Origin of the sequence: Synechococcus lacustris str. Tous, assembly GCF_003011125.1 — a bacterium.
GTDB lineage: Bacteria > Cyanobacteriota > Cyanobacteriia > PCC-6307 > Cyanobiaceae > Synechococcus_D > Synechococcus_D lacustris.
Genome location: NZ_PXVC01000019.1, coordinates 1 through 23,989, shown reverse-complemented (window position 1 = coordinate 23,989; position 23,989 = coordinate 1). Strand labels below are relative to the sequence as shown.

The 23,989-nt window shown below is 55.0% G+C and carries 27 protein-coding genes and 1 riboswitch; of the genes, 18 read left to right on the top strand and 9 right to left on the bottom strand.

The features are described 5' to 3' along the window. Window positions 1-44: 44 nt before the first annotated feature. Window positions 45-1,037 carry an RpoD/SigA family RNA polymerase sigma factor gene (locus C7K08_RS06170; protein WP_162842890.1) on the top strand — a complete coding sequence of 331 codons (993 nt, stop codon included), beginning with the start codon at window positions 45-47 and terminating at the stop codon, window positions 1,035-1,037. Here C7K08_RS06170 and C7K08_RS06165 read toward each other — a convergent pair. Next, window positions 1,003-1,836 carry a DMT family transporter gene (locus tag C7K08_RS06165; protein ID WP_106499769.1) on the bottom strand — a complete coding sequence of 278 codons (834 nt, stop codon included), beginning with the start codon at window positions 1,834-1,836 and terminating at the stop codon, window positions 1,003-1,005. The genes C7K08_RS06170 and C7K08_RS06165 overlap by 35 nt on opposite strands. Continuing rightward, complete coding sequence (gene tsaE / locus C7K08_RS06160; RefSeq protein ID WP_106499768.1) at window positions 1,827-2,267, bottom strand: tRNA (adenosine(37)-N6)-threonylcarbamoyltransferase complex ATPase subunit type 1 TsaE; 441 nt, start codon at window positions 2,265-2,267, stop codon at window positions 1,827-1,829. The genes C7K08_RS06165 and tsaE overlap by 10 nt, the downstream gene beginning before the upstream one ends. Before the next feature lie 92 nt (window positions 2,268-2,359). On the opposite strand from tsaE, the gene ahcY reads away from it, so the two are divergent. Together ahcY and C7K08_RS06150 are read left to right on the top strand one after the other, a co-directional pair. Next, window positions 2,360-3,796 carry an adenosylhomocysteinase gene (gene ahcY, locus C7K08_RS06155; RefSeq protein ID WP_106499767.1) on the top strand — a complete coding sequence of 479 codons (1,437 nt, stop codon included), beginning with the start codon at window positions 2,360-2,362 and terminating at the stop codon, window positions 3,794-3,796. A gap of 26 nt (window positions 3,797-3,822) precedes the next feature. Then, window positions 3,823-4,470 (top strand): DedA family protein, encoded by a 648-nt coding sequence (locus C7K08_RS06150; RefSeq protein WP_106499766.1) that lies wholly within the window; start codon window positions 3,823-3,825, stop codon window positions 4,468-4,470. 100 nt (window positions 4,471-4,570) lie between these two features. Here C7K08_RS06150 and C7K08_RS06145 read toward each other — a convergent pair whose 3' ends face one another. After that, window positions 4,571-4,945, bottom strand: a complete 375-nt coding sequence (locus tag C7K08_RS06145; RefSeq protein WP_106499765.1) for a single-stranded DNA-binding protein — start codon at window positions 4,943-4,945, stop codon at window positions 4,571-4,573. Window positions 4,946-5,087: 142 nt separating this feature from the next. Here C7K08_RS06145 and C7K08_RS06140 point away from each other — a divergent pair, with 142 nt between their 5' ends. The 7 genes from C7K08_RS06140 to C7K08_RS06110 all read left to right on the top strand — a co-directional run bounded on the left by C7K08_RS06140 (window position 5,088) and on the right by C7K08_RS06110 (window position 11,320). After that, the gene (locus C7K08_RS06140) at window positions 5,088-6,134 is read left to right on the top strand and encodes a rod shape-determining protein (RefSeq protein WP_106499764.1); all 1,047 of its coding nucleotides are present in this window, start codon (window positions 5,088-5,090) and stop codon (window positions 6,132-6,134) included. Between the two features lie 3 nt (window positions 6,135-6,137). Then, window positions 6,138-6,875: a rod shape-determining protein MreC gene (locus C7K08_RS06135; RefSeq protein ID WP_106499763.1), complete on the top strand. Its 738-nt coding sequence runs from the start codon at window positions 6,138-6,140 to the stop codon at window positions 6,873-6,875. 1 nt (window position 6,876) lies between these two features. Further along, the gene (mreD, locus tag C7K08_RS06130; RefSeq protein WP_106499762.1) at window positions 6,877-7,356 is read left to right on the top strand and encodes a rod shape-determining protein MreD; all 480 of its coding nucleotides are present in this window, start codon (window positions 6,877-6,879) and stop codon (window positions 7,354-7,356) included. Next, window positions 7,346-8,653 carry an ABC transporter substrate-binding protein gene (locus tag C7K08_RS06125; protein WP_106499761.1) on the top strand — a complete coding sequence of 436 codons (1,308 nt, stop codon included), beginning with the start codon at window positions 7,346-7,348 and terminating at the stop codon, window positions 8,651-8,653. The genes mreD and C7K08_RS06125 overlap by 11 nt, the downstream gene beginning before the upstream one ends. A gap of 107 nt (window positions 8,654-8,760) precedes the next feature. Beyond that, the gene (gene rpaB, locus C7K08_RS06120) at window positions 8,761-9,531 is read left to right on the top strand and encodes a response regulator transcription factor RpaB (protein WP_106499760.1); all 771 of its coding nucleotides are present in this window, start codon (window positions 8,761-8,763) and stop codon (window positions 9,529-9,531) included. Beyond that, window positions 9,515-11,053, top strand: coding sequence for a lysine--tRNA ligase (lysS, locus tag C7K08_RS06115; protein WP_241537094.1), 1,539 nt, complete (start codon window positions 9,515-9,517; stop codon window positions 11,051-11,053). Before rpaB ends, lysS begins: the two co-directional genes overlap by 17 nt. A gap of 3 nt (window positions 11,054-11,056) precedes the next feature. Next, window positions 11,057-11,320 (top strand): hypothetical protein, encoded by a 264-nt coding sequence (locus tag C7K08_RS06110; RefSeq protein ID WP_106499759.1) that lies wholly within the window; start codon window positions 11,057-11,059, stop codon window positions 11,318-11,320. Here C7K08_RS06110 and C7K08_RS06105 read toward each other — a convergent pair. The 5 genes from C7K08_RS06105 to egtB form a co-directional block, all read right to left on the bottom strand. Further along, entirely contained in the window at window positions 11,317-11,991 is a 675-nt protein-coding gene (locus C7K08_RS06105) for a YdcF family protein (protein ID WP_241537093.1), read from the bottom strand. The two genes, C7K08_RS06110 and C7K08_RS06105, sit on opposite strands and share 4 nt — an antisense overlap. 149 nt (window positions 11,992-12,140) lie before the next feature. Next, a complete protein-coding gene (locus C7K08_RS06100; RefSeq protein WP_106499757.1) occupies window positions 12,141-12,629 on the bottom strand; it encodes a hercynine metabolism protein in 489 nt (162 codons plus the stop codon). Further along, window positions 12,616-12,849 (bottom strand): hercynine metabolism small protein, encoded by a 234-nt coding sequence (locus C7K08_RS06095; protein ID WP_106499756.1) that lies wholly within the window; start codon window positions 12,847-12,849, stop codon window positions 12,616-12,618. Before C7K08_RS06095 ends, C7K08_RS06100 begins: the two co-directional genes overlap by 14 nt. A 54-nt stretch (window positions 12,850-12,903) precedes the next feature. Then, window positions 12,904-13,917 carry an L-histidine N(alpha)-methyltransferase gene (egtD, locus tag C7K08_RS06090; protein ID WP_106499755.1) on the bottom strand — a complete coding sequence of 338 codons (1,014 nt, stop codon included), beginning with the start codon at window positions 13,915-13,917 and terminating at the stop codon, window positions 12,904-12,906. Further along, window positions 13,910-15,106: an ergothioneine biosynthesis protein EgtB gene (gene egtB / locus C7K08_RS06085; protein WP_106499754.1), complete on the bottom strand. Its 1,197-nt coding sequence runs from the start codon at window positions 15,104-15,106 to the stop codon at window positions 13,910-13,912. Before egtB ends, egtD begins: the two co-directional genes overlap by 8 nt. Before the next feature lie 55 nt (window positions 15,107-15,161). On the opposite strand from egtB, the gene C7K08_RS06080 reads away from it, so the two are divergent. Beyond that, window positions 15,162-16,163: a cysteine synthase A gene (locus C7K08_RS06080; RefSeq protein WP_106499753.1), complete on the top strand. Its 1,002-nt coding sequence runs from the start codon at window positions 15,162-15,164 to the stop codon at window positions 16,161-16,163. A gap of 24 nt (window positions 16,164-16,187) precedes the next feature. Further along, complete coding sequence (locus C7K08_RS06075; protein WP_241537092.1) at window positions 16,188-18,212, top strand: serine/threonine protein kinase; 2,025 nt, start codon at window positions 16,188-16,190, stop codon at window positions 18,210-18,212. On the opposite strand, the gene smpB is transcribed toward C7K08_RS06075, so the two are convergent. Beyond that, window positions 18,192-18,692, bottom strand: a complete 501-nt coding sequence (smpB, locus tag C7K08_RS06070) for an SsrA-binding protein SmpB (RefSeq protein WP_106499752.1) — start codon at window positions 18,690-18,692, stop codon at window positions 18,192-18,194. The genes C7K08_RS06075 and smpB overlap by 21 nt on opposite strands. Before the next feature lie 69 nt (window positions 18,693-18,761). On the opposite strand from smpB, the gene ruvB reads away from it, so the two are divergent. From ruvB to thiC, 6 genes are all read left to right on the top strand, one after another. After that, window positions 18,762-19,796 (top strand): Holliday junction branch migration DNA helicase RuvB, encoded by a 1,035-nt coding sequence (gene ruvB / locus C7K08_RS06065; RefSeq protein WP_106499751.1) that lies wholly within the window; start codon window positions 18,762-18,764, stop codon window positions 19,794-19,796. Beyond that, window positions 19,796-20,605 carry a tetratricopeptide repeat protein gene (locus C7K08_RS06060; protein ID WP_106499750.1) on the top strand — a complete coding sequence of 270 codons (810 nt, stop codon included), beginning with the start codon at window positions 19,796-19,798 and terminating at the stop codon, window positions 20,603-20,605. The genes ruvB and C7K08_RS06060 overlap by 1 nt, the downstream gene beginning before the upstream one ends. Then, window positions 20,602-21,780, top strand: a complete 1,179-nt coding sequence (locus C7K08_RS06055) for an amidohydrolase (RefSeq protein ID WP_106499749.1) — start codon at window positions 20,602-20,604, stop codon at window positions 21,778-21,780. Before C7K08_RS06060 ends, C7K08_RS06055 begins: the two co-directional genes overlap by 4 nt. Beyond that, complete coding sequence (locus C7K08_RS06050; protein ID WP_106499748.1) at window positions 21,777-21,998, top strand: DUF3188 domain-containing protein; 222 nt, start codon at window positions 21,777-21,779, stop codon at window positions 21,996-21,998. Before C7K08_RS06055 ends, C7K08_RS06050 begins: the two co-directional genes overlap by 4 nt. Continuing rightward, the gene (locus C7K08_RS06045; RefSeq protein ID WP_106499747.1) at window positions 21,995-22,528 is read left to right on the top strand and encodes a HEAT repeat domain-containing protein; all 534 of its coding nucleotides are present in this window, start codon (window positions 21,995-21,997) and stop codon (window positions 22,526-22,528) included. The genes C7K08_RS06050 and C7K08_RS06045 overlap by 4 nt, the downstream gene beginning before the upstream one ends. Next, a riboswitch (TPP riboswitch) is annotated at window positions 22,529-22,634 on the top strand. A gap of 29 nt (window positions 22,635-22,663) precedes the next feature. Continuing rightward, a partial coding sequence (thiC, locus tag C7K08_RS06040) for a phosphomethylpyrimidine synthase ThiC (protein ID WP_106499776.1) occupies window positions 22,664-23,989 on the top strand: 1,326 nt, incomplete at its 3' end.

Here is a 23,989-nt window from a genome sequence, read left to right as displayed (position 1 = left end):
GGTTTTCTGAGAGAAAATTTACGCTTCGTAAGGCTATTGTTTACATATCTACAAGATTCACCGTGGCCACCCCCACCGCCGAGCTGCGCCCCCCTGTTGATGGGGATTTGGTGCGCTCTTACCTGCGTGACATCGGCCGTGTGCCCCTGCTCAGCCACGAACAGGAGATCACCCTTGGCCGCCAAGTGCAAGAACTGGTGCGCATTGAGGAAGCGGAAGAGGAAATGCGCATGCGCCAGGGGGAAGCCCCTAGCAAGGATGATCTRGCCGTTAATTTGAACCTTTCCCCAGCTGTTTTAAGGCGCCGCCTGATCAATGGCCGCCGCGCCAAGGAAAGGATGGTTGCCGCCAACCTGCGTTTGGTGGTGAGCGTTGCCAAGAAATACACCAAGCGCAACATGGAACTGCTTGATTTGATTCAAGAGGGCACCATCGGTTTAGTGCGGGGTGTGGAAAAATTCGACCCCACCCGCGGCTACAAATTCTCCACCTATGCCTATTGGTGGATTCGCCAGGGCATCACCCGTGCCATTGCTGAGAAAAGCCGCACCATCCGCCTACCAATTCACATCACCGAAACCCTCAATAAACTKAAAAAGGGTCAGCGGGAACTTAGCCARGAATTGGGTCGCACCCCCACCGTTACCGAATTGGCTGTTTATGTGGAATTGCCTGAGGAGGAGGTAAAAGAATTGTTGTGTAGGGCCCGCCAACCGGTGAGTCTCGAGATGAAAGTTGGCGACAGCGACGACACCGAACTGCAGGAGTTGCTCCAAAACGAAGCTCCCATGCCGGAAGAGTTGCTCGATGGTGAATGTTTGCGCGGTGACATGCGTTCCCTGCTGGAGCAGTTGCCACCGCTGCAGGGAAGGGTTTTAAAAATGCGCTACGGCATCGATGTGGAAGAACCGATGAGCCTCACCGGAATCGGTAGGGAGTTGGGCATGAGCCGTGATCGAGTGCGTAATTTGGAGCGCGATGGCCTGGCTGGCTTGCGCCGGGTTAGTGAAACTGTGGTGGCYTATGTGGCGGCTTRAGGCTCAAGAYCGTTGCCAATAAAACCAGTAGGGCGCCTGCAACTGTTGAGATATTGATCAACTCCCCAAACCAGAGCGCCCCCCAGCCCGCTGCAAATATCACCTGCACATAACTAATCGCCGTTGCTTTTGCAGCAGGCATTTGCGTTAAACCCTTAGTTAAAAAGATCTGGCCCAGTTGCGTGAATAGGCCCACCCCCACAAGCCAGGCCCAATCCGYCCCGCTGGGCATCACCGGGTTAGCCATCACCCAAGGCAGGCTTAGGGGCAGCGACACCAAGGGGAAATAAAACACGATCACCATTGGATCTTCGTAATTAGCCAGGCTTCTTACCGTTACATAGGCAATAGAGGTGAGCAGGGCGCCTGTGATCGCAATTGCCACAGCCCATGGTTCTAAGGGTGTGGCTCCAAATGGTTGAGCAACAAGCCACACCCCAAGCCAACCAAAGGCCATGGCCGCAAAAATTCGTTTTCCGGCAAGCTCCCCCAAGGCACCCCAGGCCAAGGCGGTGGTGAAAGTTGGGTACAAATATTGGAATACCGTTGCTGCTGCCAGCGGTAGCTCCGCTAGGGCGGCATAAACGCAATAGAGCGCCAARGTGCCCACAACCCCCCGCAGCACMAGCATYCGGCGCCTTTCACCCCAGGGATTAAGCCCCAGGTGCTTGAGCAGCCACCAACTCAGGGCCAAGCTCACCACCGAGCGGGCAAGCACCACCTCAGCCACCGGGATCGCCCCCTCCAACTGCTTAACGCACACGCTCATCAAACTGAAGCTGAGGGCACTCAGCACCATCGACCGGGGGCCTGCAGCTGCAAACGCCGCCCATCTCCCTCCAGGYTTAATTGCAGTTGCCAGGCTTCCTTTGGCAGTGCGCTCAGCCTTTCGGGCCATTCCACCGCCAGTAGTGCTCCGCAGGCTAGGGCCTCCTCCTCCTCTTGGAAAAACAATTCATCAGCTGCTTTTGCTTGCTCAAGCCGATAAAGATCGAGATGAATYAAAGCTGGGCTGTTTTCACCTAAACGCCAGTAGTGCTGGGCTAGGGCATAGCTGGGGCTGGTAACGGTTTCAATGATCCCTAAACCAGCAGCAATTCCCTGCACCAAGCAGGTTTTACCTGCGCCYAGGGATCCGCTCAGCAATAGCAGCGCCCCCGCTGGCAACTCTTGGGCCAATTGCAGGCCCCGCTGCCTTGTGGCAGCTGCATCAACAAGGAAGCAGTTCATTCTTGTAGATTCTCAGCAAGCGAGCCCGAAGCCTCGGCGTCTCCGCAGATATTCCCAAACCAATCGCCACTTCCATAGGAAGTGATAAATCCATGGTGGCAACACCCGACACATTCTCTTTGGCTGGCCTGCAGGTAACTAACACCTATGTGATTGCCGACCTGGGCCTTGCYGAATTCGGCCGCAAGGAAATGGCCATTGCTGAAACWGAAATGCCGGGCTTGATGGCCCTGCGCAGCAAGTTTGGCGCTGAGCAGCCCCTMAAAGGGGCCCGCATCTGCGGCAGCCTSCACATGACGATCCAAACAGCAGTTTTGATCGAAACCCTGGTGGCCCTTGGCGCTGAGGTGCGTTGGGCTTCCTGCAATATTTTYTCCACCCAAGACCACGCGGCTGCAGCAATTGCYGCMGCCGGTATTCCGGTATTTGCCTACAAAGGTGAAACCCTGGATGAGTATTGGGCCTTTACCCATCGCATCATGGAGTGGGCCGATGGCGGCACCCCAAACATGATCCTCGACGATGGTGGAGATGCCACCGGTTTGATTGTGCTCGGCGCTAAGGCTGAGCGTGACCCATCGGTTTTAAATAATCCCTCMAGCGAAGAAGAGGTGGCATTATTTAAAAGTATCCGCGCCCGATTARCGGAGCAGCCTGGTTGGTATTCACGCATCTACGCAAATATCCAAGGTGTAACCGAGGAAACCACCACTGGCGTTGCYCGTTTGTATCAAATGGAGCAGGCAGGCGAATTGCCTTTCCCTGCTATCAACGTGAATGATTCAGTTACTAAGAGCAAATTTGATAACCTCTACGGCTGCCGTGAATCCCTGGTAGACAGCATCAAACGCGCCACCGATGTGATGGTGGCCGGCAAGGTTGCCCTAGTGCTGGGTTATGGCGATGTGGGCAAGGGTTCAGCCCAGTCGCTGCGGGGCCTTGGCGCCACGGTGATGATTTCTGAAATCGATCCAATCTGCGCCCTACAGGCAGCCATGGAGGGCTACCGAGTGGTGCGCCTTGAGGAYGTGGTTAAAGATGTTGATATCTTTGTAACCGCCACTGGCAACTATCAGGTGATCCGCCATGAACATCTATTAGAGATGAAGGATCAAGCGATTGTTTGTAACATTGGCCACTTTGATAACGAAATTGATGTTGCTTCCCTCAAGCAATATGAATGGGATAATATCAAGCCCCAGGTTGATCACATCATCCTCCCCAGTGGCAATCGCATCATCCTGCTTGCCGAAGGTAGGTTGGTGAATCTCGGCTGCGCAACCGGCCACCCCAGTTTCGTGATGAGCAATTCATTTACGAACCAAACCCTTGCCCAAATTGAATTATTTACTAAGCCTAATGAATACGATAAAAAAGTTTATGTGCTGCCCAAGCACTTGGATGAAATGGTTGCCCGCTTGCACCTAGATAAAATTGGTGCAAAACTAACCCAGCTTAGCCAAGAGCAAGCTTCATATATCAATGTGCCAGTGGAAGGGCCCTACAAGCTCGATCATTACCGCTATTGATCGTTATTCGTTAGGGGGCTATTCGGATGGGTTTCAGTGAATTGGTGCAGGAGTTGCCCAAGCTGATCGGTTCAGCTGTTGAGGCAAATCCATTCTTGGGCTACGTGGCTATTTTCGCCACGATGTTCCTTGAAAATCTGTTTCCACCGATTCCCTCCGAAATGGTTATGCCCCTTGGGGGTTTCTACGTGCAGCAGGGCAAATTGGCCCTGCTGCCTGTGGTTTTGGCGGGTTTAGGCGGCACGGTGCTCGGTGCTTTGCCTTGGTATGGCCTTGGCCGTTTGATCAATGAAGAACGGCTTGAGCATTGGTTTGAACGCCATGGCCGCTGGATCGGTATCAGTGGCCAAGATTTGCGCCGCAGCCGGATTTGGTTTAACCGCTATGGCACCGCCCTGGTGTTTTGGGGCCGGTTAGTTCCTGGTGTGCGCACCTTGATCTCAGTGCCTGCAGGCATGGAATTGATGCCACTCACACCATTTTTACTTTGGACCACCGGTGGCAGCTTGATTTGGGTTTTGAYCCTCACCCTCTCTGGCTTCGCCTTGGGCAATGCCTACACCAACGTTGAACTATGGCTTGAGCCGGTTGCAAAGGCAGTGAAGATTATTTTGGTAATCGCCGCCATTGCCTTTGCCTTTTGGCTTGGCCTGCGGGTGTGGCGGCGCCGCTGAGCTTCAGCAAAAACATTAATAATCCTGGGTTCTCCTGAACAAATCAGGGAACCCAAGAATTTGGTGGTTAATTAATARTTAYYCCGRAGGAATTAACTAYTTAAAAAGGAACGTCTTCCTCATTTCCCCCACCCGGGAAGCCACCGCCCTGTTCTGCATCMCGCTTGGAACCCAATAAYTCGAGGCGATCAACCCGCACTACCGGTTTAGAGCGCTCTTCGCCACTGGCCCGATCGGTCCAGCGGTCTAGCTTGAGGGAGCCGATGATTCCCAATAGGGAACCTTTTTTTACATAGTCGGCAGCAACCTGGGCCTGTTTGCCCCAGATTTCTAAATTGAACCAATCGGGTTCATCGTCGCGGCTGCGGCGATTAACGGCGAGGGTGAGGTTGGCAACCACGCTGCCGGATTCGAAGTAACGAACTTCGGGATCACGGCCGGCGCGGCCAACGAGGGTGACGGAATTGACGCCCATGGGGCTTCTCCTATTGCTTTGTGGACATGATGCGCCACCTCAAGGCGGCACTCATCCCTAKTAGTTCCACCGTAGGGCCCGGTTGTATCGCCTGCACTAAGGCCAAGCCCACCTATGATTCGCCCTCTTAAGCAAATACCCAATGTTCTGGCGTCGTTTTCAGCTCTCCCGTGATATCGGGATCGACCTGGGCACCGCCAATACGCTCATCTACGTTTCTGGCCGCGGCATCGTGCTGCAGGAACCATCAGTGGTGGCCATCGACCTAGACAAGGGYATCCCCTTAGCTGTTGGCGAAGAGGCCAAACAAATGTTGGGCCGCACCCCAGGCAATATCCGCGCCATTCGCCCCCTTCGTGATGGGGTGATCGCCGATTTCGATGCCGCTGAGCAGATGATCAAATACTTCATCCGCAAGGGCAACGAGGGCAGGGGCATGTTGGCCCCACGCCTGGTAATCGGCATCCCCAGTGGTGTTACCGGCGTGGAACGCAGGGCCGTTAGGGAAGCGGGCTTGGGTGGTGCCCGYGAAGTGCATCTGGTTGATGAACCGGTGGCTGCTGCCATCGGCGCTGGCTTACCGGTTACTGAACCGGTTGGTTCAATGATTGTGGATATCGGCGGCGGCACCACTGAAGTGGCGGTGCTCAGCCTGCAGGGCACCGTGATTTCTGAATCGGTGCGGGTGGCCGGTGATGAATTGAGCGATGCGATCGGCAGCTACCTAAAAAAAGTGCACAACCTGGTGGTGGGTGAACGCACCGCAGAAGAGATCAAGATCCGCATCGGTTCGGCCTTCCCCAGCGACGAGTTCGATCAAACATCAATGGATGTGCGYGGTTTACACCTGTTATCGGGTTTGCCACGCACCATCAGCGTGCGGGCCGGTGATGTGAGAGAGGCAATGGTGGAACCGCTCAATGTGATTGTGGAAGCGGTTAAACGCACCCTCGAGCGCACCCCCCCCGAACTAGCGGCAGACATTGTTGATCGCGGCATCATGCTTGCCGGTGGCGGTGCCTTAGTGCGCGGTATTACTGATTTGATCAGCCATGAAACMGGCATCCTTACCCATGTGGCTGAGGATCCCTTGTTGTGTGTGGTGAATGGTTGCGGCCAGGTKCTTGAAGATTTCAARCGCCTGGGCAGGGTTTTGGATGCCGCTGATTTCCATCGCTCCTCCAACTGATCCATGGCGCTGGGAAATAATCTCAAGCGCCTGCTGAATCTGCGTTTGCTGCTGGCTAGTTGGCCGTGGCTGCTGGTGATTACTGCCTTTGCTTTGCTACGCCTCTCCAAAGGTGCCYTGCTGCTCGACCTYTAYGCCCAGGTRTCAAGGCCCTTTTGGCCCGGTAGTGCCCAGAGGGAATGGTTGCAAAAAGCCCAACGTTTAGAAGATCAACAGCGGCTTGCCCTATTGGAAGCCCAATTAAGTAACCAGCAGCTCGATCTATCCCTAAGGCAACAGCAGGGACCCTGGGTAACGGCTGCGGTAATCAGCAGGAACATGCAGGGTTGGTGGCAGGATTTGCTACTGGGAGCTGGGGCCCTGCAGGGGATTCGCCCCGGCGCTGCCGTTACGGCACCCGGTGGTTTGCTGGGMCGCATCAGCAGTGTTACCCCATCAACGGCACGGGTGTTGCTGCTCACGGATCCCTCAAGCCGGGTGGCGGTGGAATTGCAGGGAAACCGCGGTAARGGGCTTTTGGTGGGTGATGGCACCAGCCGGCCGCGGCTGGAGTTTTTAGAGAAGGATGTRGAGGTTTTGCCGGGTGACGTGGTGATCACCTCAGCGGCMAGCACCGTTGTTCCAGCCAATTTGRTCGTGGGTGTGGTGCAACAGGTGAATCTKGATGCGCTGCCAGCYCCGGAAGCTTTGCTGCAACTAACGGCGCCAGCTGGGGCGGTGGATTGGGTGAGGGTGCGCTGAGGTGGCCTTGTTTGCTTCTGGCCTAGTGCTGCTTTGTTTGCTGCTGGCCAGCCCAGGCTGGTTGCAACTGGCAGGCATGTCGCCTGCTTGGGCGGTGCTTTGGCTATTGCCTTGGTCGGTGGTGGAGGGTCCGCTGGCGGGTGCTCTAGCTGGAATCGCCGTTGGTTTGTTGTTTGATGCCCTGCAAGGCAGCAACCTCACTTCAGTGCCAATGCTTGCTCTATTAGGTTTTTGGTGGGGCCAGTTTTTGGCCGCCCGTAGACCATTGGAACGCAGCACAACCCTTGGCTTGCTGGCTTTGATCGGCACCTTGCTGCTGAATGGSAGTTATGCCCTGCAATTGCATTTGCGCGGTGAATTTAACKCTGCCGCTTGGCAYATAACCTTTGCSCAAACTTTGCTCACAGCCCTAGTGGCGCCTTTGTTTTGTTCCCTACAGGTGCTGTTTTGGCGCCGCATCTCTAGCCGTTATGAGCGTTAATTCACCCCGCACCACTCCTAAAGTGGCAATCAAATTATTGCTATCTCTGGCGATCTTCCTYGCCTTAGGAGGTTGCCGGGGGCTGCAGAAAAATCCGGAATTACAACTTTGGACAATCCAGTTGTCACCAAAGTTTGATCCCTTAATTAAAGCGATGTTGCTGGATTGGGAAACTAAACATCCAGGTGTAAAAGTGCRTTGGACCGATTTGCCCTTYGGTTCTGTGGAACGCAAGGTGCTTGCAGCGGTATTTGCGCGCACTGCCCCAGATGTGGTGAATTTAAATCCRTTATTCGCAGCAAATCTTGCTAGCAAGGGCGGCYTGTTGCCCCTGCAGGATCGCYTGGGGCCGGCTAAGGCCACCTATCTACCCCAAATCCTGCGGGCAGGGGAGCAGCAGGGGGAGCTCTATGCCTTGCCTTGGTATCTCACGGCAAGGATCACCCTGGCGAATCGGCAGTTGTTGCAACAGGCTGGCTACAACAARCCGCCSCGCCGYTGGGAGGAGGTACCCGCCTACGCGGAGCGGATCAAGCAACGCACGGGCAAATATGCATTGTTTGTAACCGTGGTTCCGGATGGTTCAGCTGAATTGCTGGAATCGATGGTGCAGATGGGGGTGGAGCTSGTTGATAGCCGCCATCGGGCCCGATTTAACAGYGGCCCTGGCCGCCGTGCCTTTGCCCTATGGACAGATCTCTACAGGCGCGGTTTGTTRCCCCGGGAAGTGGTGAGYCAGGGTTTTCAACGGGCAATTGAGCTTTATCAAAGCGGTGAGTTGGCGCAGGTGGCCAGTGGTGCCGAATTTTTGAACACAATCCAAACCAATGCGCCGCGGGTGGCAGCGGCAACTGAACCCTTCCCTCCTTTGGTGGGTGCTGATGGCGCCGCCAATGTGGCCGTGATGAACTTGGCYGTAAGCCGTCAAACCAGCCGGCCAAAGGAAGCTGTGGATCTCGCCTTATTTCTCACAAACCCTGCAAACCAACTGCGTTTTGCCCGGGCCGCCAAGGTGTTGCCCTCCTCCCAGCCCGCCTTAAAGGCGATTGAAGCTGARTTGGCTCTGGCTTCCCGCAGTGGCGTAAAAGCCGATCTTGTGCAAAGGGCGCGCTTGCTAAGTGCCCAAACCCTCAGCCATGCCAAGGTTTTGGTGCCAGCGGATCCGGGCGTAAAGCGTTTGCAGGCAATTATTTACGGCCAATTGCAGCGGGCCATGCTTGGTGAATTGAGTAGCGCTGCAGCCCTGGCGGCGGCTGAAAAGGAATGGAATGCCTATGCGGTGGCSAGGTGGCCCTAGGCGATWGRTRATTATTAAAAAAATAAAAAGCCAACAAATTGGCCAATTTGGAGTGTCATTTCTTGCAGTTGGAAAGTTAGGGTTGCACTTCGTAACTAAACGACCCAATGACCGAGGGCGAAGCGCTTCCTATCCAGCAGCCAACAGTGCTGGTGGTGGACGACGAGCCAGCGGTGAGGCGGGTGCTGGCAATGCGTTTAGAGGTGGCYGGCTACCGGGTRGTTATTGCTGAAGATGGAGAAGAGGCCTTAGCAGTATTTGCCCGCGAGCAGCCCGACCTTGTGGTGCTYGATGTGATGATGCCAAAACTTGATGGTTTTGCTGTTTGCCGCAGGCTGCGGGCCGAATCAGCGGTGCCAATTATTTTTCTATCTGCCCTTGATGCCATCTCTGAAAAGGTGGCTGGCCTTGATCTGGGTGCCGATGATTACCTATCAAAACCATTTAGCCCYAAGGAACTAGAAGCAAGGATTAATCGCATCCTGGGCCGTGTTGGCCGCGGCAATGCCAGCCAAGATCCCCGCGAGCAATTGCCTGGGCTTGGGGTTTTGCGACTCGGTGATCTTGTGGTTGATAGCAATCGCCGCCAGGTAACCCGCGCCGGTGAGCGCATCGCCCTCACMTACACAGAATTCAGTTTGCTCGAATTGTTGTTTCGTGAGCCTGGCTGCGTAGTGCCCAGGGCTGAAATTCTTGAGCAGCTTTGGGGTTACCCTCCCAGACGCGCGGCAGATTTAAGGGTGGTTGATGTTTATGTGGCCCGTTTACGGGGCAAGCTCGAACCAGATCCCCGCAATCCCGAACTGATCCTCACCGTGCGGGGTACGGGCTATGCATCCCAACGGGTAGGTGAAATGAGCCTTGCCGCTGGGGCCTGAACTTTTGGAACTTAGAGAAACGCGCCTTGAGAAAGCCAAGGCCCTAGAAGCACTTGGCCAGGGGCCCTATGCCCTCAATTTTGCGCCAACCCATCAAAGCGCTGAATTGCAAGCAGCCCAYGCCGACCTAGCCAATGGCGAGGAGMGGGAGCTCACTGTGGCGGTTGCTGGCCGCGTAATGACGCGGCGGGTGATGGGCAAGTTGGCTTTTTTTACCCTCCTAGATGGCAGCGGCACGATTCAGCTCTACCTAGAAAAATCAAGCCTTGATGCWGATGCAACAACTACCCCTGCCCCCTTTGCCCAGCTGGCAAGCCTTGTGGATGCTGGCGACTTRATTGGTGTGAGGGGTAGTTTGCGCCGCACCGATCGCGGTGAACTATCGGTGAAGGTGCAGGAATGGTGGATGCTCTGTAAAGCGCTGAGCCCTTTGCCTGATAAGTGGCATGGTTTAGCGGATGTGGAAAAGCGTTACCGGCAGCGTTACCTAGATCTGATTGTTTCGCCCCAAACCCGCGAAACCTTCCGCAGGCGCGCCCAATTGGTTAGCTCCCTGCGCCGCTGGCTTGATGAGCGCGGCTTTTTAGAAATTGAAACCCCTGTGCTGCAAAGCGTGCCGGGGGGTGCTGATGCACGGCCATTTGAAACCCACCACAATGCCCTTGATCTACCCCTCACCCTGCGAATCGCCACGGAGCTCCACCTAAAACGCTTGGTGGTTGGTGGCTTTGAGCGGGTGTATGAACTGGGYCGCATTTTTCGTAATGAGGGCACCAGCACCCGCCATAACCCTGAATTCACCTCGGTGGAGATYTACCAGGCCTATGCCGATTACATCGAGATGATGGTGCTCACAGAAGAGTTAATCGCCCATGGCTGTAGGCAGGTATGTGGCGGCACATCTATCACCTATCAAGGAACTGAAATCGATCTAGCGCCCCCCTGGCGGCGGGCCACCATGCATGAGCTGGTGCTAGAGGCCACTGGCTTGGATTTCAATGGCTTTGCTAATCGCCCTGAGGCAGCAGCGGCGATGCAAGCGGCGGGGCTGGTGGTACCAGAGCTGGCCGATAGCGTTGGCCGTTTGCTAGTGGAAGCTTTTGAGCAAAGGGTGGAAAGCAATTTGATCCAACCCACCTTTGTGCTCGATTACCCGGTGGAAACATCGCCYTTAGCTAGRAGCCACCGCAGCAAGCCAGGCCTAGTGGAACGATTTGAGCTTTTTATTGTTGGTAGGGAAACGGCTAATGCCTTTAGTGAACTGATTGATCCAGTGGATCAACGCCGTCGCCTGGAGGCGCAACAGGAACGGCGSGCYGCTGGTGACCTAGAAGCTCAAGGGGTGGATGAGGATTTTCTGCAGGCCTTAGAAGTGGGCATGCCACCCACGGGTGGCCTTGGCATAGGCATCGATCGCTTGGTAATGCTGCTCACTAACAGCGCCAGCATCCGTGATGTGATCGCCTTCCCCCTGCTGCGGCCTGCCAAGGTGGATAATGGATCCACTGATCAGATTTCCTAGCGCATGAGTGGCGAGCGCGTTGGATTTCGTTTTACCCACGCTGATGCTGTGGTGAAGCGCAACCCCCAGGGCAGGTCCCGCAGGGGTTGGGTAATGGAAGCCGTTGAACAAACCACCAGCCGCGGCACAAAAATGCCTGCCTATCGGATTCGTTGGCGAGATAGTGAACGTCCTGAGATTGTGCTGCAACACATGTTGATTGCTGATCCCGATCCCACACCCCCACCTGAAGGTGTAAATCTGGTGCCTAAAGCCCCTAAGGTTTAAGCTGCATCCCCCTTTAGTTGGTAGATAAATAAGCCTAGATATTCTTTAATCACGAGGCTGCTTAGATAKAGATCTTTTGCATCTGGAATTAGTTTTTCTAAGCTGCTTGCTAATGATAATGAGCCTCTATTTTGCCTGCTYGGTAGTTGATAATCGCAGCTAACAGGAATTACCTCAATGGCTTGTTGAACGCCTGAGTTTGTTGATACATGCTTATTAAAGCTTGCAAGTGCCCTGGGCATATGAATGGCGCTGGTTACTAATAGTATGCGTTGCCAACCTTTTTGCTTGCTAAGTTTGGCTATGGCTTTTRCTTCTTCCGCCGTGGTGCGGGAATTAGGATTGGTCAAAATGTTCTTGGCGGGAATTCCCAGCTCAATTGCTAAATTGCGAGCAGATAGGGCTTCTGGTAAGGCGGGATCATTGCTGTTAAAACTAACTTGAGCACCACTGGTAATTAATAAAGCGGCTTTATYTTGGCGAAATAAACGTAACCCGGTGAGTAGGCGGTCTCCAGCTTCTGATACCTCTACCGCAGCTCGAGGAGCTAAGGCTGGCTTTAATCCTCCGCCAAGTACCAAAATTGCATCAGCTTTTGGAATTGGATTTGGGGTTAGGGCAGCGCTGCGTTCTTCTAAGCTCCAAACCAATTGATCACTAACGATTGGCATTGCTGGCAGGGTAATWATTACCAGAGCGCCACAASCACACCAGGGCGACCAGCGGCGACGGTTATTTAAAATGGCAATTGTTTGAAGCRTTATGGCCATACCTAAGGGGTAGAGCAATAAGGGCAGCAATTTAGTTAATAAAAATCCCATTAGCGTTGCTTACGTTTTAAATCTTCTAGGGCTTGATCTGTTTCAAATTTTTCCCAGGCTGTTTCTATATCTTGTTTGTATTTTGGTTTGTTGTTGYTTGGGTTTGGAATTTGTTCTAATTCTTGGCGCAGTTTTTGATCTTCAACACCGAGTTCTGCTARGGCCTGCCAGCAATCCCTGCCCTTGCCCATCAATTGGCYTAGGTGGTCTTGGGCCTGGGCTGCTAAATCCGTGGCATTTGCTTTGTGTGCCCGTTCCACCCTTTGGCGCCATTGCTTAATTTCAGCGCTAAGTTTGCATAATTTGCTTCTTAATTGGTCGGCTTGTTCRTTAATTRTTTGYAARCGAAGTTGTAAGCGTTTCTGYTTTTGATTCGCTTCTTCTTTTTCAAGTAATTCCTTTTGGCTKGGGTGATCATCTAGAAACCGATCAAACTGGCGTTCCAGTTCTTGCTCAATTTCCTGCCACCAATTGTTAGTTGATTGCATCCGGCGCCCGGGTAATTACTGGAGCTTCAATCTCCTCTTCTAGGGCACTGATCGCCCCATCCCGCGAGCGCAGTAACAATTGGGTGAGCCTTGCTACGGCACCCTCGCCCATGTCTTCTGTGCCAATGGCATCAAAGGCRCGYCGATAGGTGGYTTCTAATTCTTCAATCAATGATTCCCGCACCCTGCGCACTAAGGCACGCTGTTCTTCCCTTCCCATGGCATTTAGTTTGAGTGCTGCTTGGCAGTCTGCCCGGCAACGGTCCCTTTTCCCTCAGCCGAGTAGGTGCAGGCTGTAGCCATCCGTGGCATCACAGCAGCGCTCAAGCCCTTGCCAGCCGGCCCTTGCCGCTAGATTTTGGAATGCTTCAGGCGAATACTTGTAGCTGTATTCAGTAATTAATTGCTCACCTGCTGCAAAAAATATCTCTTCACCTAAGAGCAGCATCCGTTGRGGTTCCCTGCTCACGAGGGCCATGGCAATCCTCTGCTCTTTTTCCTGCCACTGGGCCAGATAACTAAAGCCAGCTGGATCCAATTCTGCCTTTAAATCCCGCTGCAGGCGCAATAGCAAATTGCTWGCAAAAGCGGCTGAAACCCCYGCTGCATCGTTATAGGCCGCTTCCAGCAGGGCGCGCTGCTTGGGTTGATCGATGCCAATTAATAGCAAGCCCTTAGGCCCTAGTAGTTGCYTTAGCTGGCGAAGAAAACCTATCGCTTCKTCTGGTTCAAAATTACCCAGGGARCTACCGGGAAAAAAGCCAAGCCTGGGCCTTGAGAATAAATCTGATAAATGCAATTGYTTTTCATCTAAATCACTTTTATCTAAATCACTCACATTTAAATTAGCTAAATCAAAGGAGCCGCTGAAATCAGCGCAAATTCCCAGCATCGGCACATGGGGATAGCAGGCCTGGAGACGGGCACCTGCTGTTTGCAAATGATTGGCATTTATGTCGATGGCTAGGTAGGCAGGATCCGCCAAAACATCAAGCAATGGCCCAACCTTTTCGGCGCTGCCCGCACCAAATTCCAACACCAAGCCACCTGCGGGTAAGTATTTACAAAGCTTGGCKGCATGCTTGTGCAACAGCTCGAGTTCRGTGCTGGTGAGGGTGTATTCAGGCTGTAAACAAATCTGATCAAATAGGGCGGAACCCTCGCTGTTGTAGAGCAACCAGGCGGGCAATTGTTTAGGGCAACGGGCCAAGCCAGCCAGCACCACCGCCGCCAGATCAGCCGGGCTGGGGTGTAAATCAATCAGTGGAAAGCCTGTGTAATTAGCCATCCCATGCCAGGCGCAGGCCAGCAGCTTGCCAGCGACAGGCGGGGGCAAAGAAATTGCGATAGGTGCTGCGGCTATGACCCCTGGGCGTGAGAAAACTGCTGCCCCGCAACACCATTTGGGAACTCATGAATTTGCCGTTGTATTCACCAATTGCGCCCATGGCKGGCTTGTAGCCGGGGTAGGGCCCATAGGCGGAATTGGTCCATTGCCATAAACAGCCAAAGGCTTGGGGTAGATCCGGTTGTTGCTGCACGGCCACTTCCCATTCCATTTCCGTTGGTAGGCGCGCRCCAGCCCAGCGGGCATAGGCATCAGCCTCAAACCAGCTGATGTGTTGCACTGGCGCCRTTGGTTGCCTTGGCTGCAGGCCCCTGAGGCTGAATTCCATCCGATCAGCCCGCCAATAGCGCGGTGCTTGCCATTGCCTTTGCTGCCTAATTGCCCAGCCTTCTGCCATCCAAAGGAGKGGATTGTTGTAGCCGCCATCAAGCTGAAAGGCTTCAAACTCAGCATTGCTAACAAGACCTTTGCTAAGCCGCCATGGCTCTAACCACACCCGATGTTGGGGCGCTTCGTTATCAAAGTGAAAGCCTTGGCTTAGCGGGTTATGGCCGATTGCTGCTARGCCACCTTCAAAACTAAAGCAACCAGTTTGGCTTGGTTSGYAGGGAGCCGTTGGTGCATYGCTGGCATAAASCGGATCCAGGGGATTGCGGCTGAAGCCATCCAGCAGATCCATCAGCAGTAATTCCTGGTGCTGCTGCTCATGCTCGATTCCGAGCCGAATCAGATCGGTAATTGGCTTTGCTGGAGCCTCCGTGAGCCAGAGCTGCAGGGCCCCATCAACACGCTGGCGCCATGCCAACAGCTCCCGCATCGGCGGCCGGCTCAGCAAACCCCGTTGCGGCCTGGGGTGGCGGGGGCCAGCACTTTCGTAGTAGCTGTTAAACAGCACCAACCAYGGCTCCGGTGGCCCCTGCCAGCCAGGCCGATGGGGCTTGAGCASAAATGTTTCAAAAAACCAGGTGGTGTGCGCTAAGTGCCATTTGGGTGGRCTGGCATCGGCCATGCCCTGCAGCAGTAAATCCTCTGGCTCCAGGGGGGTAATTAGGGCCTCACTGGCTGCCCGCACAWGGTGCAGCTGCTCCCCGAGGGGAGTTTGAACTGCGGTAGGTGAACAGCTGATCATCCCTCGACGGGGCGGTGGCGGGACCCTAGCCTGCGGCGTAGGAATYGGCATTGGTATGGGCATCACCWGGGGGTTTGTGGGGGCCGTGGGCCATACACCCCTGATCCGTTTAGAGCATTTCAGTGCCGTGAGCGGATGTGAAATCCTTGGCAAGGCGGAATTTATGAACCCTGGTGGTTCGGTAAAAGACAGAGCTGCATTAGGAATTTTGCAGGCAGCAGAGGCGGCGGGGGAGTTGCAAAAAGGTGGCACCGTTGTGGAGGGCACCGCCGGTAATACCGGCATTGGCCTCGCCCATCTCTGCAATGCCCGCGGCTATCGCTGCGTGATTGTGATTCCTGAAACGCAATCGGCTGAAAAAATTGGCCTGCTGCGCAGCCTTGGCGCTGAGGTGCGCACCGTGCCAGCGGTGCCCTACCGCGATCCAAATAATTATGTGCGGCTTTCGGGGCGGATTGCAGCAGAAATCCCTGGGGCAATCTGGGCCAATCAATTTGATAATCRGGCAAACCGCCAAGCCCATTACAGCGGCACAGGCCCTGAAATTTGGGAACAATGCGCCGGCAAGTTGGATGCCTGGGTGGCGGCTACCGGCACCGGTGGCACCTATGCCGGTGTGGCCCTCTACCTAAAAGAGTGCGATAAAAATGTTCGCTGTGTGCTGGCCGATCCCCATGGCAGCGCCCTGCACAGTTGGGCAACTACCGGAAATCTCACAATGGAGGGTAGTTCGATCACTGAAGGCATAGGAAATAGTCGGATTACGGCAAATATGGAAGCGGTGCCAATCGACGACGCGGTGCGTGTTGATGATCAAACCGCCCTACAGGTGCTCTACGAATTGCTCTGGTTTGAGGGTTTATTCATGGGTGGTTCCGTGGGCATCAATGTGGCAGCTGCCATGGAAACCGCCCGCCGATTAGGCCCCGGCCATCGCATYGTTACGGTGCTTTGTGATGGTGGTGATCGCTACCGGTCGCGGCTCTGGGAGCGAGAATGGTTGGCAAGCCGTGGCTTGCGGCAGCCTGAACGKCCAGGCCTGCCTAATCTCGCGTGATTCCTTTGCAATTTGGTTCTGGCTGTGGCATCCCCCGCTAATGCCGCTATGGGAGATCTGCTTGCTGGGCGCTATCGCCTCGAGCAGTTGCTTAGTGAATCCCCCGGGGTGMAGCTTTGGCGCGGCAGCGACACTTTGGCGGGCGGGTTAGCCGTAGCAATCCGCGGCTGGGGCGATTTAAACGAACAGAAATTGCTTTTATTGCGCCAGCGCTTGGAGCGCTTGCAAGGGGTTTTGCACCCCCAGGTGCCTCGCTTGGGGGCGTTGATCCCAGCTGAAGCAGGTTTATGGCAGGTGCGGGAATGGGTGAACGGTCGCACCTATCGMGAGCTGTTGCGCAGCCGYCAGGAACGCCAATTGGTATTTGGAGCTGGGGAGGTGCTTCTGCTCCTTAGGCAACTTTTGCCTGCTCTAGCTGCCTTACATGGGCAGGATTTAATCCACGGCGACCTAACCCCAGCCAATTTGTTGCGTCGTGATAACGATGGTTTGCCTGTATTGATCGACTTTGGCCTGCAGGGGGCCCCTGGCGAGGAACCACTACTAAGTGCAACCCCCGGTTACGCGCCCGTTGCCCAGGCAAAGCAGCCCCCGGCCCCCTGGATGGACCTGCACAGCATGGCTGTWACAGCGATGGTGTTGCTGAGCGGAGAAGAACCAGCTGGCTTGCTGGATCCGCAAACGATGGAATGGCGTTGGCCCGATGGTTTGGAGCTCGATCCCCTCTTTCGCCTRTTGCTWGAGCGAATGCTTAGCGTTGAYCCGGAGCGKCGTTTTGCTTCTGCTGCCCAATTGCTGGAACCGTTGGCAGCCCTACCGGTGCCCGATAGCACCGGGCCMGTTGGCAGGAGCGATCGCACCGCGGTATTGGTGCCAATCAAAGCTGAAATCAAATCTGAGAATCAAYCCGAACCAAAATCTCAACCCGAACCAAAATCCCAATCAGAACCGCAGCTGCCCAAACCTGCCGTTAGCAGCGCTGCCCCTAAAACCCTGCGTTTGCAAAATAAACAGCAGCGCCAGCTGGAGCGGGAACAGGCGGCGGAAGGTCGTTTCTGGCCGGTGGTGTTGGCTTTGGTGATCACTGCCCTGGTGGGTTCAGCCCTGGGTTGGTTGCTTTTAGGGCGCACCCGCCCAGGGCTAACACCAGTGCAAAATTTGCCCGGTTCGGTGAGTTTGCCGCCAGCTGAAGTTGATCAACGCCAGCAATTGCTCAATCGCTTGAAGGCTTTGCAGGTGGATCGCGATTGGTTCTTGAAATTGGTAGAYCAGGGCCTGGCGGTGCAATTTCCAGAAAGGGGGGGCAAACCCCCCAGTGATTCCTTAGAAGATGCACCCCTACGCAAGATTTGGAATGATCTGGCTCAAGATTGGTTAGTGCGGGTAGAACAATTGCCCGTGGTGTTGCGCTCAAGGTTGGGTAGTTTTAAAGCTGGCGATTGGCAGGCCCGCCAGGCCAACCTCACCGCCCAAGGCCTTAGCCCCCAGGTGCTGCAGCAATTGGTGAGCAGCAGCGCCCAGAATTTATTGCCGGGTCGCAATCCGGAAACGATGCCGGATGAACCCTTCCGCCAGCTTTGGTATGCCGCTGCCCTGCGCAGCTTGGAAGGTTTGAAAGTGGAACAGTTGGAGCCAACCCCTAATTTGGCCCGCTCGCTTTCCGCTGTGGTTGATGGCCAGGGGGCCCGATTGTTCGCTGTGAAAATTCAGCCTGGTTACAAGTTGGTTTTAGGGATTAATGGAACCAATTTGATGCAGATGACAGTTTTTGGTGCCGGTGGTGAAGTGCTTGATCCCCGCGGCCCGCTGCGGGTGGTAACCCTGCCAAAGGTGAATGGATCTTTGGTGCAGGTATTAGWGCGAAACGATGGATTAGCGGCAGGCATGATCAGCCTTTCCGTGCGTGTTGACCCTCCTTTGCCAAGCGCACCTGCCAATATCCAAATACCAATGCCGGCACCAAATCCGATTYYGCAGCCCCTAAATCCGCCGCCGCCAGCGCCACCWARYCCAACGGTGCAGGAAAGTTCAGAGCCGCTTCAACGCTGAACGCAAATCTTTTTCATCCTGTTTACGCCTTTCTTCTTGGCGTTTATCATGCAGTTTGCGACCTTTAGCAAGGCCGATAACCAGCTTTATCCATGAACCTTTKAGTTGAATATTTAGGGGTATTARAGTTAAACCTTGTTGATCTAAATTGCCCCGCAAGCGRTTTATTTCCTTGCGATGGGCCAGTAGGGTGCGCACCCTCAAAGGTTCGTGATTGTAAAATTTACTGGCCTGTTCATGGCCGGCAATATGTACATTATGAAGCTGCAATTCACCATTGCGAATTAAACAGAAACCATCGCGCAAATTTGCTTTGCCGGCTCTGATTGCTTTTACTTCCGTACCCAATAGTTCGATGCCGGTTTCAAGGGTTTCAAGGATTTCATAGTTGTGGCGCGCCAAGCGGTTATCGGCCAGTAGCCGCTGGGCTTCTAGCCGCTTTTTKGCTGCTGCTGTTGCGCCTTTGCCCTTCCCTGCCACGCTCTGAGCCCACTAAATGCATTCCCCAACACCATGGTGACCCATGGTTTGCCTGGGTAGCCTCAAGCCATGGCGATTCAGTCTTCCAGCGGCAACAGCCCCAAAAAAGAAACGCCGCGGCTGGTGGCAGCGGAAGCCAGTGGGGTTGAGCGCGATGGTGGCCGCGATGAGGGTTTAAGGCCTAAGCGCCTGTGCGACTACGTGGGCCAGCCWGAACTAAAGCAGGTATTAGCCATTGCCYTGGAGGCCACCCGCCAGCGCCAGGAAGCCCTCGACCATGTGCTGCTCTACGGACCGCCGGGTTTAGGYAAAACCACCATGGCCTTGGTTYTAGCCGAGGAACTGGGGGTGCGTTGCCGWATCACCAGTGCCCCTGCTTTGGAGCGCCCGCGCGACATCGTTGGTTTATTGATGAATTTGCAACCGCGGGAATTGCTTTTTATTGATGAAATTCACCGTTTAAATCGTGTTGCTGAGGAGTTGCTGTATCCRGCGATGGAGGATTTTCGCCTGGATCTAACCGTTGGCGCTGGCGCTGGTGCCCGCACCCGCAGCCTTGAGTTACCTGTTTTTACCTTGGTTGGTGCCACCACAAAAGCGGGTTCCTTGAGTTCYCCCTTGCGCGATCGCTTTGGTTTGATCCAACGGCTTGAGTTCTACAACTGCAGCGACCTTGAGGCGATTGTGGTGCGGGCRGCGGGATTATTGAAAGTTGAATTAATGCAGGAGGCAGCTGCTGAAATTGCCCGTCGCTGCCGCGGCACCCCCCGCATTGCCAACCGCCTGTTGCGGCGGGTGCGGGATTTTGCCAGCGTGAAGGGCCATGGGCCCGTAACAGCAGCGGTGGTGGAGGAAGCATTGGCCATGCATCGGGTGGATGCCCTGGGGTTAGATGCCTCCGATCGGCGCTTGTTGGAATTGCTGCTGGGTAGTTACGCCGGTGGCCCCGCTGGCCTCGATACCCTGGCKGCAGCCCTAGGGGAAGACCCAGACACCCTGGAGGGGGTTGTGGAACCATTCYTGTTGCAACTTGGTTTCCTGCAGCGCACCCCCAGGGGGAGGGTTGTTACGGAAGCGGGCCGCCGCCATCTGGAGGCAGCTTGATGCGGCGCTATCTAAGGCTTTGTTTAATTTGCTGCCTGTTGCTWSTTGGGTTTGCTTATTTGCCTAGCCCCGTTGCTGCTGCCCCAGCGTCCAGCGCTCAGCAGTTCGACCAGGCCTTAAGGGCCAGTAGGGAKGGAAGTTTTACTGARGCCCTTGAGCTGTGGAATKCGGTTATTGAACGCTCCCCTCAAGATGGCGCTGCCTGGAGCAATCGCGGCAATGTGCGCTTAGCCCTGGGTGATCCCGAAGGGGCTATCGCCGACCAAAGCAAAGCCATGCAGCTGGCACCGGAGGTRGCTGATGCCCATCTAAACCGCGGCACTGCCGAGGAATAYYTAGGCCAGTGGCAGGCGGCCGCCGCCGATTACCAATGGATTTTGCAGCGGGATCCCAATAACGCCCCAGCCCACTACAACTTGGGCAATGTGGAAGGCAGCCTTGCCGATTGGCAGGCGGCAAGGCAATCGTTTCTGCTTGCGGCAGAGGTGAAACCAGGCATGGCGATGGCCCGCTCCAGCGCAGCCCTTGCTGCTTTTCAACTGGGTGAGCTTGCCGAAGCTGAATTGGAAYTGCGCAATTTGATTCGCCGTTATCCCCTATTTGCCGATGCCAGGGCAGCCCTCACGGCCCTGCTGTGGGAAAAGGGYAAAGCAGGGGAAGCTGAAAGYAACTGGGCAGCAGCTTCTGGCCTCGATAGCCGCTATCGCGATTTCAACTGGCTGCTAGAGGTGCGCCGCTGGCCGCCGCTGCCAGTGCTGGCATTGCAACGGTTTTTGCAATTGGATTCCGGTGGAGCACCAGCTGCATGAGTGGCAACAACTTGGCCCTAAGTAAAGAAGAGCTGGCGGCACTGCTTGATCTACGCCGCCACCTCCATGCCCATCCGGAATTGAGCGGCGCTGAACATCACACAGCTGCATTGGTGGCTGGGGAATTAAGGCGGCTYGGCTGGCGCGTGCAGGAGGGCGTTGGCCGCACTGGGGTGCTGGCTGAATTAGGGCCCAGCAGYGGCCGTGCCATTGGTTTAAGGGTTGATATGGATGCCCTGCCCATTGAGGAATGCACTGGGCTGGCCTWTGCCTCCACCACCCCTGGCTTGATGCATGCCTGTGGCCACGACATTCAYACCGCYGTKGGTTTAGGSGTGGCGATGCTGCTTGCCCCATTGGCAGRGCAACTAAGTGGAACGGTGCGTTTGTTATTTCAACCSGCGGAAGAAACAGCGGAGGGGGCCCGCTGGATGCTGGCGGCTGGGGCAATTGAAGGGTTGAGTGCCCTTTTGGGGCTACATGTATTCCCGAGCATTGCTGTGGGCAGCATTGGTGTGCGCCATGGGGCCCTCACGGCCGCGGCAGCTGAATTGGAATTGGAGGTGTTGGGGGAGGCGGGCCACGGCGCAAGGCCCCATCAATCGGTGGATGCGATTTGGATTGCAGCCCGGTTAGTTAGTGGATTGCAGGAGGCGATCAGCAGGCGTTTGGATGCGTTGCAACCGGTGGTGTTGAGTTTTGGCCGCATTGAAGGCGGCCGTGCCTTCAATGTGATYGCCGATCGAGTGCGCCTGCTAGGCACCCTGCGCTGCCTTGATTGTGAGCTCTATGARCAACTGCCCGCGTGGGTGGAGAGCACAGCCGCGGCGATCTGCGCGGCCTATGGAGGCCAACTGAAGATGCAGTGGAGAGGTATTGCGCCACCGGTTCAAAACGAYCCACAGCTCACGCGTTTGTTGGAAACCATYGCGGTGGAGCAATTGGGCCGTGAACAAGTTTTGGAATTAGCCCAACCAAGCCTKGGCGCTGAAGATTTTGCCCACTACCTCAACCATCTACCCGGCTGCATGTTTCGGCTTGGCGTGGCGGGGCTTGATGGTTGCGCCCCTTTGCACCATGGTGGATTTAATCCGGATGAGGCTTGTATGCCCGTAGCCGTGAATTTRTTGGCAACGGCCCTAAAGCGCTGGTTGGAGCAAAACAACACACCATGAATGCCCGTTTGCCRCTTGTGATTGCCACCCCACTGCTGATCCTGTTGGCAATTGCTGCCCTRATGGGTGGCGGCCAACGCCAGGGGGCAGAGCGGCTGCAGGCCCTCCCGGCTTTGGCCATTGGCGTTGGATTGCTGGTGGTAAACGCGGCTAGTTATGGTCGCAGGAGGCGCGGTTTGTTGCGCGCCGTGAAAGAAATTAAATCCGGCACCCCATGACCAGCCCCCTGCCTGAACCAGCTGCCATGGGCATTGAGGCCATCAGGGTKGCAATTGCCAGTGGCCACACCACCTCGCGCATGCGGGCGATCACGGCGCTGCAGCCTTACARCACCGAAACCTGTGTGCCGCTGCTGCTGGAATGCTTAAACGACCAAGCATTTTTGGTGCGTTCCTTGGCTTGTATGGGCTTGGGATACAAACCAAATGAACAGGGCCGCCTTGCCCTTTTAAGGGTGTTGCAATTTGAGGGGGATCCAAAYGTGAGGGCAGAAGCGGCTAATGCATTGGCCCGCCATGGCCCGGAGCTGGCGCTAAAGCCATTGCTAGAGCTATATGAGAAGGATTCCCATTGGCTGGTGCGCAGCAGCATCTTGGCTGCCCTGGCGGATGAAAAAGGTGTGCCGGCTGAGGTGTTGCTGGAATTAGCAGAAAAAGCCATGGCTGATGCTGATCCCACCCTGCAGGAATCGGGTAAGCAATTGCGTTTGAAATTGCAACGCGAGCGCTTTGAACGCTTGCTAGGTTGATTGGGTCACTAGGGGTGCCGTCGCCGAAATGCCGGTGAAGGCTGAGATCACACCCTCCGAACCTGATCCGGTTAATGCCGGCGCAGGGAAGTGCAGGAAGTGCGGCGCTACCCCTCTCCGTTGAGGAAAATTGCGATGCGTAGTGCCTGGATTGAAAAGCGCCGTGGCGCCGCCGGTTTTTCTGGCAACTATTCCCAAATGCATTACGCCAGGCGGGGAGAAATCACCGAGGAAATGGCATTTGTTGCTAAGAGGGAAAATCTGCCTGAATCATTGATTTTAGAAGAGGTGGCCCGGGGAAGAATGATCATCCCCGCCAATATCAACCACCCAAACCTTGAACCGATGGCAATCGGTATTGCTAGCAAGTGCAAGGTAAATGCAAATATCGGCGCATCACCAAACGCTTCCGATATGGAAGAAGAGGTGGCTAAATTACATCTAGCAGTTAAATAYGGCGCCGATACGGTGATGGATCTATCCACCGGCGGCGTTAATCTTGATGAGGTGCGCACAGCTATTATCAATGCTTCATCGGTGCCGATCGGCACGGTGCCCGTATATCAAGCTCTTGAAAGTGTGCATGGATCAATTGAGAAGTTATCAGCAGATGATTTTTTACATATTATCGAAAAGCATTGCCAGCAGGGCGTTGATTATCAAACCATTCATGCTGGTTTGTTGATTGAACATCTACCTAAAGTAAAGGGACGCATCACCGGAATAGTTAGCCGTGGCGGTGGAATTTTGGCCCAGTGGATGCTCTATCACCACAAGCAAAATCCACTATTTACCCATTTTGATGATATCTGCGAAATTTTTAAACGCTACGACTGTACTTTTTCCCTTGGTGATTCCCTAAGGCCCGGCTGTCAACACGATGCCTCCGATGAGGCGCAACTGGCTGAATTRAAAACCCTGGGYGAACTCACCCGTAGGGCTTGGAAACACGATATTCAGGTGATGGTGGAAGGCCCRGGCCAYGTGCCGATGGATCAAATTGAATTCAATGTGAAAAAACAAATGGAAGAGTGTTCAGAGGCACCTTTCTATGTGTTGGGCCCRCTTGTAACTGATATYGCCCCTGGTTACGACCACATCACCAGTGCCATTGGTGCTGCCCTTGCCGGCTGGCATGGCACGGCGATGCTTTGTTAYGTAACACCTAAGGAGCATTTGGGTTTACCMAATGCCAATGATGTGCGYGAAGGTTTAATCGCCTACAAGATYGCAGCCCACGCCGCTGATATCGCCCGCCACCGCCCTGGCGCCCGCGACCGCGAYGATGAACTAAGCCGMGCCCGTTATGCCTTTGATTGGAAYAARCARTTTGATCTATCGCTWGATCCAGAACGGGCCCGTGAATACCATGATGAAACCCTGCCMGCYGATATCTATAARCARGCRGAGTTTTGCTCCATGTGCGGGCCCAAGCACTGCCCGATGCAAACCAAGATCACC